14 protein-coding genes and 1 other RNA gene are annotated in these 16913 nt (G+C 66.8%); 7 read left to right on the forward strand and 8 right to left on the reverse strand.

The annotated features are described in order from the left end of the window. Window positions 1-9 precede the first annotated feature (9 nt). From purT to tkt, 3 genes are read right to left on the reverse strand one after another with little or no spacing between them, the layout of a single operon-like run. On the reverse strand, window positions 10-1206 hold the full coding sequence (gene purT / locus V7672_RS11365) for a formate-dependent phosphoribosylglycinamide formyltransferase (protein ID WP_335624700.1): 1197 nt from the start codon (window positions 1204-1206) through the stop codon (window positions 10-12). Next, window positions 1203-2042, reverse strand: coding sequence for an alpha/beta hydrolase (locus tag V7672_RS11370; protein ID WP_335624701.1), 840 nt, complete (start codon window positions 2040-2042; stop codon window positions 1203-1205). Before V7672_RS11370 ends, purT begins: the two co-directional genes overlap by 4 nt. Then, window positions 2039-3988, reverse strand: coding sequence for a transketolase (gene tkt / locus V7672_RS11375; protein ID WP_335624826.1), 1950 nt, complete (start codon window positions 3986-3988; stop codon window positions 2039-2041). Before tkt ends, V7672_RS11370 begins: the two co-directional genes overlap by 4 nt. A gap of 144 nt (window positions 3989-4132) precedes the next feature. Here tkt and V7672_RS11380 point away from each other — a divergent pair, with 144 nt between their 5' ends. From V7672_RS11380 to V7672_RS11395, 5 genes are all read left to right on the forward strand, one after another. Then, window positions 4133-4393, forward strand: a complete 261-nt coding sequence (locus V7672_RS11380) for a hypothetical protein (RefSeq protein WP_335624702.1) — start codon at window positions 4133-4135, stop codon at window positions 4391-4393. Continuing rightward, window positions 4393-4707 (forward strand): cell division protein ZapA, encoded by a 315-nt coding sequence (locus V7672_RS11385; RefSeq protein ID WP_335624703.1) that lies wholly within the window; start codon window positions 4393-4395, stop codon window positions 4705-4707. Before V7672_RS11380 ends, V7672_RS11385 begins: the two co-directional genes overlap by 1 nt. Before the next feature lie 82 nt (window positions 4708-4789). Beyond that, a non-coding RNA gene (gene ssrS / locus V7672_RS15330) (6S RNA) lies at window positions 4790-4950 on the forward strand. Window positions 4951-5063: 113 nt separating this feature from the next. Next, the gene (locus V7672_RS11390) at window positions 5064-5609 is read left to right on the forward strand and encodes a 5-formyltetrahydrofolate cyclo-ligase (protein ID WP_335624704.1); all 546 of its coding nucleotides are present in this window, start codon (window positions 5064-5066) and stop codon (window positions 5607-5609) included. 28 nt (window positions 5610-5637) lie between these two features. Further along, the gene (locus V7672_RS11395) at window positions 5638-6459 is read left to right on the forward strand and encodes a TIGR00282 family metallophosphoesterase (RefSeq protein ID WP_335624705.1); all 822 of its coding nucleotides are present in this window, start codon (window positions 5638-5640) and stop codon (window positions 6457-6459) included. A gap of 6 nt (window positions 6460-6465) precedes the next feature. Here the strand turns inward: V7672_RS11395 and V7672_RS11400 are convergent, their stop codons facing one another. From V7672_RS11400 to katG, 3 genes are all read right to left on the reverse strand, one after another. Continuing rightward, window positions 6466-6834: a hypothetical protein gene (locus tag V7672_RS11400; protein WP_335624706.1), complete on the reverse strand. Its 369-nt coding sequence runs from the start codon at window positions 6832-6834 to the stop codon at window positions 6466-6468. A gap of 65 nt (window positions 6835-6899) precedes the next feature. Next, window positions 6900-7253 carry a nuclear transport factor 2 family protein gene (locus tag V7672_RS11405; protein WP_335624707.1) on the reverse strand — a complete coding sequence of 118 codons (354 nt, stop codon included), beginning with the start codon at window positions 7251-7253 and terminating at the stop codon, window positions 6900-6902. A gap of 188 nt (window positions 7254-7441) precedes the next feature. Beyond that, a complete protein-coding gene (katG, locus tag V7672_RS11410) occupies window positions 7442-9649 on the reverse strand; it encodes a catalase/peroxidase HPI (RefSeq protein ID WP_335624708.1) in 2208 nt (735 codons plus the stop codon). Window positions 9650-9925: 276 nt separating this feature from the next. Here katG and V7672_RS11415 point away from each other — a divergent pair, with 276 nt between their 5' ends. Further along, window positions 9926-12139, forward strand: coding sequence for a TonB-dependent receptor domain-containing protein (locus V7672_RS11415; RefSeq protein WP_335624709.1), 2214 nt, complete (start codon window positions 9926-9928; stop codon window positions 12137-12139). A 12-nt stretch (window positions 12140-12151) separates the two neighbouring features. Here V7672_RS11415 and V7672_RS11420 read toward each other — a convergent pair whose 3' ends face one another. Continuing rightward, entirely contained in the window at window positions 12152-13492 is a 1341-nt protein-coding gene (locus V7672_RS11420; protein ID WP_335624710.1) for a sigma-54-dependent transcriptional regulator, read from the reverse strand. After that, window positions 13489-15294, reverse strand: coding sequence for a sensor histidine kinase (locus tag V7672_RS11425; protein WP_335624711.1), 1806 nt, complete (start codon window positions 15292-15294; stop codon window positions 13489-13491). Before V7672_RS11425 ends, V7672_RS11420 begins: the two co-directional genes overlap by 4 nt. 239 nt (window positions 15295-15533) lie before the next feature. Here V7672_RS11425 and V7672_RS11430 point away from each other — a divergent pair, with 239 nt between their 5' ends. Next, window positions 15534-16889, forward strand: a complete 1356-nt coding sequence (locus V7672_RS11430) for a dicarboxylate/amino acid:cation symporter (protein ID WP_335624827.1) — start codon at window positions 15534-15536, stop codon at window positions 16887-16889. Window positions 16890-16913: the final 24 nt, after the last annotated feature.

Genomic DNA, 16913 nt, shown 5'->3' on the forward strand with positions numbered 1-16913 from the left:
CTCTGCGGGTCAGGCCCGGACAGGTCTGACCCGCCCTGCCGCCTCGCGGGCGCGTTCGCGGGCCTGGTCGGTATCGACGCCGCGCGCCGTGGCCACGCCCATGCGACGGCGCTCGAAGGCCTCGGGCTTGCCGAACAGGCGCAGGTCGGCGGTCGGCACCGACAGGGCCTCGGCCACACCCTCGAACGCGATCCCTTGCGCGTCCATGCCGCCATAGATGACGGCGCTGGCGGCCGGTCCGCGCAGGGTCACATCGACCGGCAGGCCCAGGATGGCCCGGGCATGGAGGGCGAACTCGCTCATCACCTGGCTGGCCAGGGTCACCAGACCCGTGTCGTGGGGCCGGGGCGAGACTTCCGAGAACCAGACCTGATCCCCCTTTACGAACAGCTCGACCCCAAAGACGCCAAGGCCGCCCAGCGCTGCGGTCACCTTGCCCGCGATGTCCTGTGCCGAGGCCAGGGCGGCCGCGCTCATGGCCTGGGGCTGCCAGCTCTCGACATAGTCGCCCTTGACCTGGCGGTGGCCGATCGGCGCGCAGAAGTCGGTCACGACCTTGCCGTCCTTCAGGGAACGGACGGTCAGCAGGGTGATCTCATAATCAAAGTCGATCCGCCCCTCGACGATCACGCGGGCGGTATCGACCCGCCCGCTTGACTGGGCATAGGCCCAGGCATTGGCGGCATCCTCGATGGCGTCGATCATCGACTGGCCCTTGCCCGAGGACGACATGACCGGCTTGATGAACACCGGCAGGCCGATGGTGTGCGCGGCCTCCGCCAACTCGGCGGCTGATCCGGCAAAGGCATAGGGGCTGGTCGGCAGGCCCAGGTCCTCGGCCGCCAGCCGACGGATGCCTTCGCGGTTCATGGTCAGCTGCGTTGCGCGGGCTGTCGGGATGACGGTCGCCAGCCCGGCCGCCTCGATCTGGGCCAGAACGTCCGTGGCAATGGCCTCGATCTCCGGCACGATGATGTGCGGCGCCTCGGCCAGGATGACGCCGTTCAGCACCTGCGGATCGGTCATGGGGATGACGTGGCTGCGATGTGCGACCTGCATGGCCGGGGCGTTCGGATAGCGGTCGACCGCGATCACCTCGACGCCGAGGCGCTGCAGCTCGATCGCCACTTCCTTGCCCAGCTCACCGGCGCCGAGCAGCATGACCCGGACGGCAGAGTCGGAGAGGGGCGTGCCGAGACGGATCATTCGTCCTCCGTGGGATAGGAATACAGACTACGGAACGCGTCCAGTGCCGCCCCGTGATAGATGGTCGCGTGGGTGTCGGCGGGGCGGGGCCGATAGGTCCAGACCAGTCCAGGCATTGCATGTTCTGCAAGCGCATGGAGCAGAACCGCCATGGGGGCCTCCATCAACTCGCCTTCGTCGCCCAGGTACAGCAGCAGGGTGCGAGGCTCGTTCGAATGATCGCGCAGATGGGCGCCGGACTGACGGGCCAGTCTGCCACCGTCCCACCACAGGCTGGGGCTGACTGCCACATAGGCGTCGAACAGTTCAGGAGCCTTGAGGAAGGTCTCCACGACGAACAGGCCACCCAGACTTTCACCCATCAGCGTCCGATGGCCGTCCGTACTGAAGTTGGCATCGATCCAGGGCAGAACCTCTCGCCACAGGTGGTCGCGGAACTGTTGGGAATGGCCCTGGGTCGGATAGGCGGCAATGAGGTCGGGATCATCGCTGGGCAGCGCCAGCTCGCGCCGCCGGTCCACGCTGGCGATCCCCACGACGATCACATCGCGCGTCGTGCCGTTTACGGTCCCCAGCTGTGCCAGCCCCGAGATATGATGAAAATCCTGACCGACACCGCCATCCAGGACCACAAGCACGGGATAGGTCTGATCCGTCTCGCCGTAGCCGGGCGGCAGCCAGACGTTGATCTCGCGTGCCTCCCCCATGATTGCCGACGGTAAACGGTAGGACTGCCCGATGATGATCGGCGCGGGCGCGGTCTGCGCGGACGTCGTGGCCGGCCATGCGGCAAACAGAACCGCCAGAATGATCAGGACCGCGCCGCGAACCGTCACAGCCGCGCCTTGACCTCGGCGACCACGGCCTCGGCGGTGATGCCGAACTTTTCGTAGAGCACTTCGGCCGGGGCGGAGGCGCCGAAGCTCGACATGCCGACGAAGCCGCCGTCCTCGCCGATGAAGCGGTCCCAGCCCTGGCGGATGCCGGCCTCGATGGCGACCCGGGCGGTGCCCTTGCCGATCACCTTGGTCTGATAGGCTTTGGTCTGTTGGTTGAAGCGCTCGAACGAGGGCACCGAGACCACGCGGGTCGGGACGCCGTCAGCCTCGAGCTGTTCGGCGGCCTTGAGCGCCAGGGCGACCTCGGTGCCGGTGGCGAACAGGGTGGCCTTGGCCTTGGCCGAGGCGGCGCGCAGTTCATAGGCACCCTTGGCCGACAGGTTCTCGGAAGCAGCCTCGGTCCGCACGGCCGGGGTCTTCTGGCGCGACAGCGCCAGCGCCGAGGGGCCGTCGGCCTTCTCCAGCGCCAGACGCCAGCACTCCATGGCCTCGACCGTGTCGGCGGGGCGGAAGACCTGCAGGTTCGGAATGGCGCGAAGCGCAGCCAGATGCTCGACCGGCTGGTGGGTGGGGCCGTCCTCGCCCAGTCCGATGGAGTCGTGGGTCAGCACATGGACGACCCGGATGCCCATCAGGGCCGCCAGCCGGATCGACGGGCGGCTGTAGTCCGAGAACACCATGAAGGTGCCGCCGTAGGGGATCAGCCCCCCGTGCAGAGCCATGCCGTTCATGGCTGCAGCCATGCCGTGCTCGCGGATGCCCCAGTTGATATAGCGCCCGGCATAGTCGGGGGCGTCGAAGGTCTCGGTGCCCGCGACCAGGGTGTTGTTCGAGCCGGTCAGGTCGGCCGAGCCGCCCATCAGCTCGGGCACGGCCTCGAACAGGGCGCTGAGCGCCGCGCCGGACGACTGGCGCGTGGCCTGGGCCGGTTTGGCCTCCACCGCCTCGGCGATGGCGGCATCAAGGTCGTCGAAGGCGTCGTCGGGCAGGCCCCCGGCCATGGCACGGACGAAGTCGTCCTGAAGCTCGGCCTCGGCCAGCCGCTCTTCCCAGTCCTGGCGGGCCTTGGCGCCCCGGCGTCCGACCTTGCGCCAGGCCTTTTCGACGTGTTCCGGGATATCGAACGGAGCGTGGTCCCAGCCGAGGCCGAGACGCGTGGCCGCGATCTCGGCCTCGCCCAGCGCTGCGCCGTGGGTCTTGTGGCTGCCTTCCATGGTGGCGGCACCGCGCCCGATCTTGGTTCTGCAGGCGATCAGGGTCGGCTTGTTCTGACGCTCGGCCCATTTCAGCGCGGACTTGATCGCACCCATGTCGTGGCCGTCGATAGCCTTGACCGCCCAGCCGGCGGCCTTGAAGCGGGCCTTCTGGTCGGTGGCGTCCGACAGGCTGACGGCGCCGTCGATGGTGATGGCATTGTCGTCCCACAGCACGGTCAGCTTGTTCAGCCGATAGCGGCCGGCAAGGGCGATGGCCTCCTGCGACACGCCTTCCATCAGACAGCCGTCGCCGGCGATCACCCAGGTGCGGTGGTCGACCAGATCCTCGCCGAAATGCGCGGCCAGATGGCGTTCGGCCATGGCAAAGCCCACGGCATTGGCCAGACCCTGACCCAGTGGGCCCGTGGTCGTCTCGACGCCGGGCATGTGGCCATATTCGGGGTGACCGGCGGTCTTCGACCCCCACTGGCGAAAGTTCGACAGTTCCTCGCGGGTCGCGGCCTCATAGCCCGTCAGGTGTAGCAGGGCGTAGATCAGCATGGATCCGTGCCCGGCGGACAGGATGAACCGGTCGCGGTCGGCCCAGTCGGGGCGGCTGGCGTCGAACTTCAGATGCTTCGAAAACAGCACGGTGGCGACGTCGGCCATGCCCATCGGCATGCCGGGGTGGCCGCTGTTGGCCTTTTGCACGGCGTCCATGGCCAGCACCCGGATGGCATCGGCCATCTGCTTGGGGGTAGCCTTCGGCGGGGTGGAATCGGCTTTTGCCACGGGCAACCTCTCGGGACGCGGGGAATAAAAAGGGGGGCGGGGCCGCTTTACCCCGACGCGCGGACGGGTTCTATAGGGATTCCGGAGGAAGTGACACCGATGGCCGACGCCACCACAGCTGCGAAAGCCCGCATCGACAAGGCCCTCGCCCTGCTGGAAAGACGCATGAAGGACCTGAAGGCGCGCCCCGCCTCGGCGCCCCCGATCGGCGACGATGACCTGTTTGCGCCGCGCGCCGACGCCCGGCGTCTGGCCGAGCTGGAAGACGCAGGGCGTGAGGCCCGCACCGCGCTTGCCGCCTCGGCCGAGGCCATCCGCTCGATCCTTGCGGACGACGAAGACGGCGAGGGGAGTGTCTGATGGCCACCGTCACCGTCGAGATCAATGGCCGCCCCTATGCCGTCGGATGCGCCGACGGACAGGAAGAGCGCGTCAAGCAATTGGCGGCCCAGTTCGCCGGTCATGTCAGCACGGTCGCCGCCGAGGTGGGCCATGTCGGGGAACTGCGCCTGTTCCTGATGGCCGGTCTTATCCTGGCCGACGAGCTGCAGGAGGCTCGCTCGGGCGAGGCTCCGGCCCGTCCCGCCGAGACAGCGCCCTCTGATGCCGGCGTGGCCGAGGCCCTGAATGCGGTTGCGGCCCGCATCGAAAAGATCGCCCAGACCATCACCTGAGGCCCGTCGCCGGAATTCGTGCAGGCCCGGCGCAATGGCCATTGTCCGGCCACAGGTCGAGGACTATCTTGGTCGTTGGCGGGTCTTGCTGCGGCCCTCGTCGAAGGCAACATTCCTCGCGACCTTAATTCACTCAAAGGGATCTGTCCCTGTCCGGGCTCGAGGGCCTGGGCATATGGAGCCCACCTGGCTACCCAGGTCTGAGAGGATTTAAACGCTCTTCACGGTTCTTGTGGCGCCGCCAACCTCATTCCTGCCCTATCGCCTGGCCCGCGGGGCCTCGCTGCCCGAGGGCCGCTTCTCTTCCCTTGCTGCTCATCGCACGGCGGCTCGCCGGGTCGTGATAGTGTGGGCTCATGACTGATCGAGAGGCCCTGCGATCCGAGATGCGCGCGCGGCGGAAGGCCTTGGCGCTTGCGCTACCGGACGCCGCCAAGCGGCTGGCGGGGTTTGCGGATGACCTGCCCGGCGCTGTCGTGCACGCGCTCTATTATCCGATCGGGGCCGAGATGGACCCGCGCCCCCTGGCGGCGCGTCTGGCCTATGAAGGCTATGACCTTTGCCTGCCGGTGGTCACCGCCCCCGACACGCCCCTGATCTTCCGCTGGTGGCGCCCCGGCGATGAACTCGCGCCCGACGCTGCCGGCATACCGGCCCCCCTGTCGTCGGCGCACGACATGCAGCCCGAACTGATCCTGACGCCGCTTCTGGCCTTTGATCGGACCGGCGGACGGCTGGGTCAGGGGGGCGGTTATTACGACCGGACGTTCGCGGCGCGGCCCGACGCCCTGCGGGTTGGAATCGCCTATGCGGGCCAGCAAGTCGACCGCCTCAGCCTGCTGGATCACGATATTCCGCTGCATGGTGTTCTGACCGAGACCGGCTATACCGCCTTCCCATGACGCGCACCTGTTTCTCCCGGCCGGCCGCATGAGGCTGGCATTCTTCGGCGATGTGATCGGCAAGTCCGGTCGCGACGGCCTGTCCGATCACCTGCCCGGTCTGAAGCGTGACCTGAAGCTCGACTTCGTGGTCATCAATGCCGAGAACGCCGCCGGCGGCTTCGGCATTACCGAGAACACGGCGCGCGACCTGTTCAATGCCGGGGCTGATGTGCTGACACTCGGCAACCACAGCTGGGACCAGCGCGAAGCCCTGACCTATATCGTGCGCGAGCCACGCCTGATCCGGCCGGTCAACTATCCGCCGCTGATGGACGCGCCGGGCCGCGGGGCCGATGTCTTCACCACGTCGGATGGCCGCCGCGTGCTGGTCATCAATGTGCTGGGCCGGGTGCATATGGACCCGATGGACGACCCCTTCTCGGCCGTCGAGCGCGAGCTGGAGGCCGCACCGCTGGGCGTGGTCGCCGACGCCGCCATCGTGGATATCCACTGTGAGGCCACCAGCGAGAAGATGGCCATGGGCCATTTCTGCGACGGGCGCGCCAGCCTGGTCGTGGGCACCCATACCCATGTGCCGACCGCCGATGCCCAGATCCTGCCCGGCGGCACGGCCTATCAGACCGATGCCGGGGGGTGTTGCAACTATGACTCGGTGATCGGCAACGACAAGGAAGAGCCCCTGCGTCGCTTCACCACCCGGCTCAGCGGCGGTCGCTACCAGCCGGCGTCGGGTCCGGCGACCGTCTGCGGCGTCTATGTCGAGACCGACGACCGCACAGGCCTGGCCACGCGCATCGAGCCGATCCGCATCGGCGGGCGCCTCAGCCAGGCCGTGCCCGTCCTGTAGGGGGCCTCAGCGGCGGCGGCAGGTCTGGCGCACGCGGATAGCCATGGCGCGTTCGCCGGCCTCGGAGGCCAGGCGACGGGCCTCGGTGCACTGGCCGGCGTCCATCAGTGCCTGCACCCGTTCGGCGAGGGCGACCCGTTCGGCGCCATAGCGGTCCTCGGCCTCTTCGACGGTCATGGCTTCGGCCTCGGCGTCGGTGCGATATTCGTCCGCCTCGAAGCGCCGAATCTGCTGGTCGCCGGTCGTGCGCCCAATGGCGCCGCCGTTGGCTTGCTGGGCAGTCGGCGGTGCACCGGACTGGGCCGAGGCGGGTGTCGCCAGCGCCAGCATGGAGGTCGCCAGAACGGCGCCGGTAAGGGTCAGGGTCAGTCGCATGGGTCTCGTCCTCCCGAAGCTTCGACCTCCACTCTGACTCCGGCTCGGTGCCGTGGCAATCCGCCTCAGAATCCCTGGCGAAAGAAGTAGGTGGTGCGTTCGCGGATCAGGCCGTCCTCGATGCGGTAGGCGTCGGCGAAGCGCTCATGGATTGGAGCGCCGTCATGGCCACGCCCCTCCACCAGCCCCATGGCGACGGCGCGGTCGCCTTCGCATACGAACTCGTCCAGCAGGATCTGGGAGGTCTTGGCGCTGCGGTGGCGCCGGTAATAGTCAATGACTGCGTCCCGCCCGGACAGGACCGGCTGGCCCGGCCGCCGGTAGATGACCTCAAGGTGCAGGCAGGCCTCGAGCACATCGTGGTCGCCCATCTCTATGGCGGCCAACGACTGTTCGATCAGGGCGCGGGGGGAGGTCATGGGCGACGGTTCTTCCTCATGGCCATGGATATGCCAACTCTCGGCGGCCTGATCCATCCCCGAACTCACGCCGCCCCCCGCCCACAGCGGTCACGCCGGGCAGGCTCAGACCGCCAACCGCCCATAGACAAGCACCCGGACGCAGTCGCCTGCATCCGGGTGCCTTGCAGTCGGTTCGAGCCGCCGGATCAGGTCAGATCGAAGCGATCCGCATTCATCACCTGGACCCAGGCTGTCACGAAGTCGCGCACGAACTTCTGTCCGGCGTCGGCCGAGGCATAGACCTCTGCCAGCGCCCGCAGCTGGGAGTTGGAGCCGAACACCAGATCGGTCCGGGTCGCGGTCCAGCGCTGTTCGTGGGTGTCGCGGTCGGTGCCGACAAAGGTCTCGTCCGAGTGATCGTCGACCTGTTTCCAGGCCGTGCCCATGTCGAGCAGATTGACGAAGAAGTCGTTCGTCAGCTGGCCCGGGCGATCGGTCAGCACGCCGTCCCTGGAGTCCTTGTGGTTGATGCCCAGCACGCGCAGGCCGCCGACTAGGACCGTCATCTGGGGTGCCGTCAGCCCCAGCAGTTGCGAGCGGTCGATCAGCAGTTCCTCGGTCGGCACATTGAACCGGACCTGCAGATAGTTGCGGAAGCCGTCGGCGCGGGGCTCCAGCCAGTGGAATCCCTCAACCTCGGTCTGCTCCTGCGAGGCATCCGTGCGGCCCGGCGTGAAGGGCACCTCGATGTCGTGGCTGGCGGCCTTTGCGGCCTTCTCGATACCCACCGAGCCACCGAGCACGATCAGGTCGGCAATCGAGACATTCTTGCCCGAGCCGGCCTTGATGTCCTCATAGACCTTGAGCACACGCGCCAGCTTGTCGGGCTCGTTGACGTCCCAGTCCTTCTGCGGTGCCAGACGGATGCGAGCGCCATTCGCCCCGCCCCGGTGGTCCGACCCGCGGTAGGTCGAGGCCGAAGCCCATGCGGTGCGGACCATGTCGGCGATCGACAGGTCCGACGACGCGATCGCGTCCTTCAGGTCCCGGATATCGGCCTCGCTCAGCGTCGGGCCCTCGTGCGCGGGGATCGGGTCCTGCCAGATCAGATCCTCGGCGGGCACTTCCGGTCCGAGGTAGCGGGCCTTGGGGCCCATGTCGCGGTGGCACAGCTTGAACCAGGCGCGCGCGAACTGGTCGGCGAAGTACGCGGGATCGGCCCTGAACTTCTCCATGACCTTGCGGTATTCCGGATCGAATTTTAACGCCATGTCGGCGGTCGTCATCATCGTCGGCACCCGTTTGCCGGGCGTGTGAGCGGCGGGCGCTAGCGTCTCGGGCGGATCGCCGACGGGGTGCCACTGCTTGGCGCCGGCCGGGCTGCGGGTCAGCTCATAGTCGTGGTCCAGGAGCATGTTGAAATAGTCCATGTCCCAGGTCGTTGGCGTGGGCGTCCAGGCGCCCTCGATGCCCGAGGTAATGGTGTGGTCGCCCATGCCGCTCTCGTGGCCGGAGGTCCAGCCCAGGCCCTGCTGCGCGATGTCGGCGCCTTCGGGGCTGGTCCCGACCAGCTTGGCGTCGCCCGCGCCGTGGGCCTTGCCGAAGGTGTGGCCGCCGGCGGTCAGCGCCACCGTTTCCTCGTCATTCATGCCCATCCGGCGGAAGGTTTCGCGGATGTCGCGGGCCGACTGAAGGGCGTCCGGCACGCCGCCGGGGCCCTCGGGGTTCACATAGATCAGGCCCATCTGGATGGCGGCCAGAGGTTCTTCCAGCGCCATCTCCTTGTCCGGCTGGATGCGGGTCTCATTGCCCTCTTCGCCGACCCACTTCTCCTCGGTGCCCCAATAGACGTCCTTTTCGGGCTCCCAGACGTCGGCGCGTCCGCCGCCGAAGCCGAACACCGGCCCGCCCATCGACTCGATGGCCACATTGCCGGCCAGGATCATCAGGTCGGCCCAGCTGAGGTTGGCCCCGTATTTCTGCTTGATCGGCCACAGCAGGCGCCGCGCCTTGTCGAGGTTGCCGTTATCCGGCCAGCTGTTCAGCGGGGCAAAGCGTTGCTGGCCCGCGCCCGCACCACCGCGGCCGTCCGCCGTGCGATAGGTGCCGGCCGAGTGCCACGCCATGCGGATGAAGAAGGGGCCATAGTGACCATAGTCCGCCGGCCACCAAGGCTGGCTGTCGGTCATCAGGGCATGCAGGTCACGCTTGACCGCCGCATAGTCCAGCTTCTTGAACGCCTCGGCATAGTCGAAGTCGTCGCCCATCGGGTCGCCGGTCCGGCCCTGCTGGTGAAGGATGTCGATCGCCAGATGGTTCGGCCACCAGTCGCGATTGGTGCGGCCCAGCAGCGAGCGAAGCGCGCCGCGTTCCTTCTTAGGGTCGCTGAGGGGATCGCCTGCGTTTCCGTCCATGTCTTGCTCTCCTGGGCGTCAATGGGGCCCCGGTGCAATTCCGGGGACGTAGTGCGGCCAAGGTATCAAACGCAGCCCAATAAGCTAAGACTATTTTCTGATGCTGAGGATAGGGTGAGCTTATGAGGCTTTGTGAACATGGCACGGCCCTCAACCTGTCCGGGATTTAACTTGCCGGAGCCCGGCGACGTGATACCGCGCTGTCAATCACCTCTCTGTTGCCAAAGACGAATTCGTTTCGTCCCGGGCCGCTACCTCCTCTCGATCGGGCTGAACATGTCGAACCGCACCCTGCTGATGACGACAGCGCTTCTCTTCGGGTGCGTCCTGTTCGGCGCTGCCCCTGCCCTGGCCCAGGACGCCGATCAGGATCCGCCGGCCACGGCCGAGGACGAAGACGCCGAAGAGGCGACCGAGGTCGATGAAGTCGTCGTCCAGGCGACGCGTCCGGATATCATCACGGCTGCTGACCGGATGATCTACAACGTCTCGAACGATGTGCAGGCCCAGACCGGATCGGTCGCGGACGTCCTGCGCAACGTCCCGGGTGTCGAGGTCGATCTTCAGGGCAATGTCAGCCTGCGCGGCGACGGCAATGTGACCATCCTCGTCGACGGACGCCCGTCCGCCATGCTGCGCGGCGCCTCCCGCGCCGATGTGCTGCAGGCCATGTCCGGCAGCCAGATTGAGCGCGTGGAAGTCATCACCAACCCTTCGGCCGCCTTCAGCCCCGAAGGCAGCGGCGGCGTCATCAATCTGGTGACGAGGACGGCCCAACCTTCGGTCACCTCGGTCGGGGTCCGCGCGTCCTGGGATGGCGGCGAGCGTGGCAACCTGTCTCTGAGTGGCAGCCGCACCAAGGACGGACTGACCTTGTCCGGCGAGGTCGGCCTTCGCCATAATGTCAGTGATTTTGAGAGCGAATCCACGCGCCTGCGCCCCGGCGCGACCCCGGCAGCGACCATCACCGAAGGGAGCCTGTCGACCGGCGAGAATACCAACACCTTCGGCAACGCCCGGGTCGGCGCCGACTATGATCTGAACGCCCGCGACCGGATCAGCGGCGAGCTCAGCTACCGCGCGTTCGATGCCGAGAACGACAACACCCAGACCTTCGAACGCGCCGACGGCAATGGCATCGTCAGCGACCGCTATCAGCGCCTCCAGACCGGCGGCTTCTCCAACAGCAATGTGGGCGGCCGGCTGTCCTGGCGCCGCAAGCTTGAGGGTGACCAGCACGAACTGGCCGCCGATTTCGAAGTGGATTCCAGCACGTCGGAACGGGATCTCGACCTGATCTCGACCACCCAGGTCGGCGGCGAGCCGGACTTCCTGCAGCGCACCGGCAGCGACAACCAGAACGACTCTTACGGCTTCAAGCTGGACTACACCCGCCCGATGGGTGAGCGGCGCCTGCTGAAGATCGGCTATGAGGGCGACCTCGACATCGACGCTTTCAACTCGTTCGGCTCACGCGGCCCGGACGAGGCCGGTCTGGTGCCGATTGCCGCTCTGACCAACCGCTTCGACTACGAGGAATGGGTCCACGCCGCCTATGTGACCTATGAGCGGCCGTTTGGTGATCTGGATGTCCAGGCGGGTCTGCGGGTCGAGCAGGTCGACTTCCAGCTGGATCAGATCACAGACTCCATCTCGGTCCAGCGCGACTATCTGAAAGCCTATCCGACGCTGAACTTCGGCTATCAGATGACCGACAGCCAACGTCTGCGCGGGGGCTACAGCCGTCGGATCAGCCGTCCCTCTCCGCAGGACCTCAACCCCTATACCGTCTATATCGACCCGCAGAACCTGCGACGCGGCAATCCCGATCTCGAGCCGGAAATCACCGACTCGTTCGAGCTGGGCTGGCAGATGCGCAAGGGCCAGACCTTCTATGCCGTGACGGCCTTCTATCGCGACAGCAGCGGCGGTGTGACGGACATCTCGCAGGACATCGGCGGCGGCGTGGTGCTGACCACCCGCGAGAATCTGGGTGAGAGCCAGCGCACCGGCGTCGAATTCATCGTCAACGGCCGCTTCGGTCCCAAGGTCACCTACAATGCCTCGGGCACCGTGTTCCAGAACGACATCAGCATCCCCGGTATAGCGGGCGGTATCGAACGTAGCGGCACCAGCGGCACGGCCCGGGCCTCGATCAACTGGTCACCGACCGAGACCGACTTCTTCCAGTTGAACGGCTTTTATGTCGGTGAACAGATCCAGGCCCAGAGCGAGCGCAGCTCGTTCGGCATGCTGAACATCGGCTATCGACGCAAGTTTACCGACAGTTTCAGCATGGTCGTGACGGGGACCAACATCCTCGATACGGCCGAGATCACCGCGATCACGGACACGCCCGACTTCCAGGACCGCAGCCGCGTCCGGTTCAGCGAGCCGACCTATTATATCGGCCTGACCTACACCTTCGGCAGCAGCCCGCGACGTCAGGAGCCGGCCTTCGACTTCGGCACGCCCGGCGTTCCGCAGTAGGGCAGGGGCGGCTCAGTCCCGGTCGCGATGGTCGGCGGGCTGAATGCCGTGTCGGGCCATCTTGTCGTAGAGCGTCTTGCGCGGCAGGCCGAGGGCTGCCGTGACCTTGCGGATATCCCCGCGATGGTCGCTCAGGGCCTCGCGGATCAGTTCGGCTTCATAGCGCGCGACCCGCTGGGCCAAACTGTCCCGGGATGCACGGTCGGGCGCGCTCTCGGTAAGACCCACCGCGACCTGATTGGCGAAGTTGGACAGTTCGCGAAGATTGCCCGGCCAGTCGTGCTCGATCAGGCGGCGACGCACGGCGTGATCGATCGGCGGCAGGGGACGACCCATCCGGGCTGAGGCCCGCGCAAGGAAGCGGGCAAACAGCATCTGCACATCGTCCGCACGCTCCCGCAGCGGCGGTACGCGTAGCCGGACGACATTCAGCCGGTAATACAGATCCTCTCGCAGGTCGCCGCGCGCGACGGCCTCGGCAGGGTCGCTTTGCGTCGCGGCCAGCACCCGCAGGTCCAGAGCCCGGGGCTCGGTGGCACCCAGCGGCAGCACCTCGCGTTCTTCCAGCACGCGGAGCAGGGTCAGCTGCGCCTGACGCGGCGCCAGATCCACCTCATCCAGAAACAGGCTGCCCTGATGGGATTGTTCGACCTGGCCCTCGCGACGGCGGGTGACGGTGGACGCGTAGCCCACGTCCTGCCCCATCAGCTGAGCCTCGACCCCGGCCTCGGTCAGGGCAGCGCAGGTCACGGCGACAAAGGGCTTCAGGCGACGGCGGCCGCCGCTGTGGATGGCACGGGCCACGGCCTCCTTGCCCGATCCGGTTTCCCCCTCGATCAGCACATCGACCTCAGCGTCGGCCAACTGCCGGATGGCCCCGCGCAAGGCGACGATAGACGGGCTGGCGCCGCTCAGGGGGATGGACTGCTCCGTCTCGGCCGCCAGCGTGGTCAGGCGCCGATTGTCGAGAATCAGCGCCCGCTTTTCCAGCGCCCGCCGAAGGGTTTCGATCAGCCGCTCGGGCGCAAAGGGCTTGGCCAGAAAATCATAGGCACCGCGCTTCATCGCCTCGACCGCGTCGGCGATGTCGCCGTGTCCGGTGATCAGCACCACGGGCAGATCCGGGTCCAGTGCCGTCAGTCGGTCCGCGAACTGACGGCCGTCCATTCCGGGCATCCGCAGGTCTGTGACCACCACCCCTTCGAAGCCCGGACCGACGGACCTGAGGGCCGTCTCTGCCGACGCAAAGGTCGCGACGTCCAGCCCGGCCAGGGTCAGCCGCTCGGCCAGAGCATCGCGAAACGGAGCGTCATCCTCGACCAGAGCCACGCGATTCAGGGTGCCGATGCTCATGACGCATGCGCCAGAACGATCTGGAATACCGTGCCGGCCGGCGCGGACTCGTGAGTCAGTTCGCCTCCGAAGCCGGCGACGATATCCCGGCTGATGACCAGGCCCAGCCCCAGTCCCGACGCCTTGCTGGTGACGAAGGGTGTGAACAGCCGGTCGCGCACATCCTCCGGCAGACCCGGTCCATTGTCGGTCAGGCGGATCACGACCTTACGCCCGACCCGTTTCGACGACAGGGCCACGGTCGGCGTGGCGGTGCCGTCCAGCGCCTCGATGGAATTCTGCAGCAGGTTCAGCACCACCTGCTCCAGACGGTTCCGCTCGGCCTTGACCTTCAGACCCGGAGACAGGGCCGAGCGGTCCAGCCAGATGCCCCGTTCCCTCAGCCGCGCCGAGACTAGAAGCAGGGCCCCCTCAATAGCCTCCTCCACATCGACCGCCACAACCTCTGACCGCGTCTTTCGGGAAAAGGCGCGCAGTTCATCGGTGATGGTGCCGACCCGCTCGGTCAGGCCGGAAATCGAGGTCAGGCTCCGCAGGGCTGCGTCACGGTCGCCGCGTTCCAGATAGACCCCGGCCGTATCAGCATGGGTGCGGATCGCGGCAATCGGCTGGTTGATCTCATGGGCGACCCCGGCGGCGATCTGACCCACTGTCGCCAGCTTGTTGGCCTGCACAAGCTCGTCTTCCAGAACCTGACGGCTCAGTTCCAGGCTGCGGCGTTCCTCCATTTCATGGCTGAGCGCCTGGTTGGCCGCACTGAGCTCTGCCGTCCTCAGCGCGACTTGCCGTTCCAGCTCGGCGCGCGCCGCTTCTTCCTCGACCGCGCGGTTTCGGGCTCTCTGGCGTCGCCGCAGCAGGATGCCGGTGAGGCCCGCCAGCAGGGCGATGCTCAGCCCGGCCAGAATCCGCGCCGCCCCGACAGCCCGGGTCATCATCTGGTCTGCGGGCCATAGCAGGTGCAGCGTCCAGCCCAGCCCCATACTCGTGTCGGTCTCGTGCGCGTAAAGCCGGGATGCACCGTCGCGGTCGACCCGCAACAAACCCGACTCAGGCGGCGTGAACGGCATATCCTCCAGCGGCTCGCCGGTGGTCTGTTCCTCGGCCAACTGCCGACGTCGCGTGTCGCTGAGCGAGCGGGTCGTGCGGAAGCGCCACTCGGGCGTGGTGGTGATCAACACGACACCATCTGCATCCGTGACATAGGTCGGTTCGCCGGCGCTGCGCCAGGTCTGCTCGAGGGCGCCGAACTCGACCTTGGCGACGATCACGCCGGCCGGTGTCCCGTCGGGGCGATCAATGCGCCGCGCGAGGTACAGCCCGGGCCTGCCGCTGACGGTCCCGAGGGCGAAGAAGGCCGCCTCGCCGTCGCGCATGGCCTCGATATAATAGGGACGAAAGCGATAGTTTGAGCCCACGAAGCTGGTCGGCTCGCGCCAATTGCTGGCCGCCATCGCCGTTCCGTCCGCCGCAAGAACATAGAGGGCTGCGGCCCGCACTTCTTCGGCCAGCTGTTCCAGCTTCAGGTTCAGGCGGTCCCGCCGCTCGGCAGAGGGCGCGGTCACAAGGGCCAGCAGTTCCGGATCGGCCGCCAGCACCGAGGGCACGGCCTGCTGGCGCTCCAGCTCACTGGTCAGCACGGCCGCGTGCAGGACGGCGGCTGTCCTGGCCTGATCACGGGTGGCGGCCTCGGCGTCGAGGCGGGCCAGCCATCCGGCCACGGCGATCGCCAGGACTCCAAGGATCACCCAGACCGCCGCGAACAGGCGCCACTGGGTTTTCTCGGACAGGCGGGACAGGGTCATCGGTCAAGAATGCGGATTTTCGCACAAATGACCAGACACGGCGTGCGTAAATCCGCACAAATGGGGGCCTTCCGCTCAGCCGCGTGGACAAATAATGCGAACTATCAGTAATTTAATCGATGAACGCGCGTCGCTTGCGGTTCGGACTTGTGCGTCCTGATACTGACGCTCTGCGATCCCGACGAACGGGACGCGGGCGTAGAGCGGACAATGATCCGTCGAGGGAGGTTGAGGGTTTGATCCAGGTTCATCACGACCAGGGTGCGTCCGCGCATCGCCAGCCGATCTGGAAGCACCTGTATTTCCAGGTGCTGGTGGCGATCACCGTCGGCGGCCTGATCGGGCACTTCTTCCCCGAGACCGGCGAGAGCATGAAGCCGCTCGGCGATGCCTTCATCAAGCTGGTGAAGATGGTGATCGCACCGGTGATCTTCCTGACCATTGTGATCGGCATTGCCGGCATGCGCGACATCGGCCGGGTTGGCCGGGTGGCGGCCAAGGCCTTCGGCTACTTCTTCGTCTTTTCGACCCTGGCGCTGATCATCGGTCTGACGGTCGCCAATGTCGTCCGGCCCGGCGACGGGCTGAACATCGACCCGGCTACCCTGGATTCGGGCGCGGTCCAGCAATATGCCCAGGCGGCCCACGAGAGCACCATCGTCGGCTTCCTGATGAGCATCATCCCCGACAGCCTGTTCGGGGCCTTCACCTCGGGCAACATCCTGCAGGTGCTGTTCGTCTCGATCCTGTTCGGCATCGCCCTGGCCCTGATCGGTGAGCGCGGCCAGCCGATCATCGACTTCTTCGAGACCGTCAGCCTGGCGGTGTTCAAGCTGGTGGCCATTGTCATGAAGGCCGCGCCGATCGGGGCGCTGGGTGCTTTCGCCTTTACGATCGGCGCCTATGGCATCGCCTCAATCGCCAATCTGGCGGCGCTCATCGCCACCTTCTATCTGACGTCGCTGATCTTTGTTCTGGGCGTTCTGGGGATGGTCGCCTGGGCCAACGGCTTCTCCATCTTCAAGCTGATCCGCTATCTGAAAGAAGAACTGCTGCTGGTGCTGGGCACCTCCAGTTCCGAGGCGGCCCTGCCCAGTCTGATCGCCAAGATGGAGCGGGCGGGGGCGGCCAAGTCGGTCGTCGGCCTGGTCGTGCCGACCGGCTATTCGTTCAATCTGGACGGCACCAATATCTATATGACGCTGGCGGCCCTGTTCATCGCCCAGGCGCTGAATATCGACCTGACCATCTGGCAGCAGCTGACCCTGCTGCTGGTCGCCATGCTCAGCTCCAAGGGGGCGGCCGGGATTACCGGCGCGGGCTTCATCACCCTGGCGGCGACGCTGATGGTCGTGCCCGATGTGCCGGTCGCCGGCATGGCCCTGATCCTCGGCATCGACCGCTTCATGAGCGAGTGCCGGGCCCTGACCAACTTCATCGGCAATGCCGTGGCCACCGTCGTCGTGGCCCGCTGGGAAAAGGCGCTGGACGCCGACGCCCTTGCCCTGGCGCTGAACGGCAAACCTCAACCGCTGGCCGCCTCCCCCGATCCGGCGGCCGGTCCGGGGGACGATCTGGTTCTGGCGGACGACTGATACCGCCGAAAGAAAACAAGAAAA

The sequence above is a fragment of the Brevundimonas sp. genome (genome assembly GCF_036963785.1).
In the GTDB taxonomy this organism is placed as follows: Bacteria; Pseudomonadota; Alphaproteobacteria; order Caulobacterales; family Caulobacteraceae; genus Brevundimonas.

Excerpts from the sequence above, each read along its gene's own strand:
- purT (WP_335624700.1), bottom strand. The coding sequence starts at position 1,206 with ATGATCCGTCTCGGCACGCCCCTCTCCGACTCTGCCGTCCGGGTCATG.
- tkt (WP_335624826.1), bottom strand. The coding sequence starts at position 3,988 with ATGGCCGATGCCATCCGGGTGCTGGCCATGGACGCCGTGCAAAAGGCC.
- V7672_RS11380 (WP_335624702.1), top strand. The coding sequence starts at position 4,133 with ATGGCCGACGCCACCACAGCTGCGAAAGCCCGCATCGACAAGGCCCTC.
- V7672_RS11385 (WP_335624703.1), top strand. The coding sequence starts at position 4,393 with ATGGCCACCGTCACCGTCGAGATCAATGGCCGCCCCTATGCCGTCGGA.
- V7672_RS11390 (WP_335624704.1), top strand. The coding sequence starts at position 5,064 with ATGACTGATCGAGAGGCCCTGCGATCCGAGATGCGCGCGCGGCGGAAG.
- V7672_RS11395 (WP_335624705.1), top strand. The coding sequence starts at position 5,638 with ATGAGGCTGGCATTCTTCGGCGATGTGATCGGCAAGTCCGGTCGCGAC.
- V7672_RS11400 (WP_335624706.1), bottom strand. The coding sequence starts at position 6,834 with ATGCGACTGACCCTGACCCTTACCGGCGCCGTTCTGGCGACCTCCATG.
- V7672_RS11405 (WP_335624707.1), bottom strand. The coding sequence starts at position 7,253 with ATGACCTCCCCCCGCGCCCTGATCGAACAGTCGTTGGCCGCCATAGAG.
- katG (WP_335624708.1), bottom strand. The coding sequence starts at position 9,649 with ATGGACGGAAACGCAGGCGATCCCCTCAGCGACCCTAAGAAGGAACGC.
- V7672_RS11415 (WP_335624709.1), top strand. The coding sequence starts at position 9,926 with ATGTCGAACCGCACCCTGCTGATGACGACAGCGCTTCTCTTCGGGTGC.
- V7672_RS11420 (WP_335624710.1), bottom strand. The coding sequence starts at position 13,492 with ATGAGCATCGGCACCCTGAATCGCGTGGCTCTGGTCGAGGATGACGCT.
- V7672_RS11425 (WP_335624711.1), bottom strand. The coding sequence starts at position 15,294 with ATGACCCTGTCCCGCCTGTCCGAGAAAACCCAGTGGCGCCTGTTCGCG.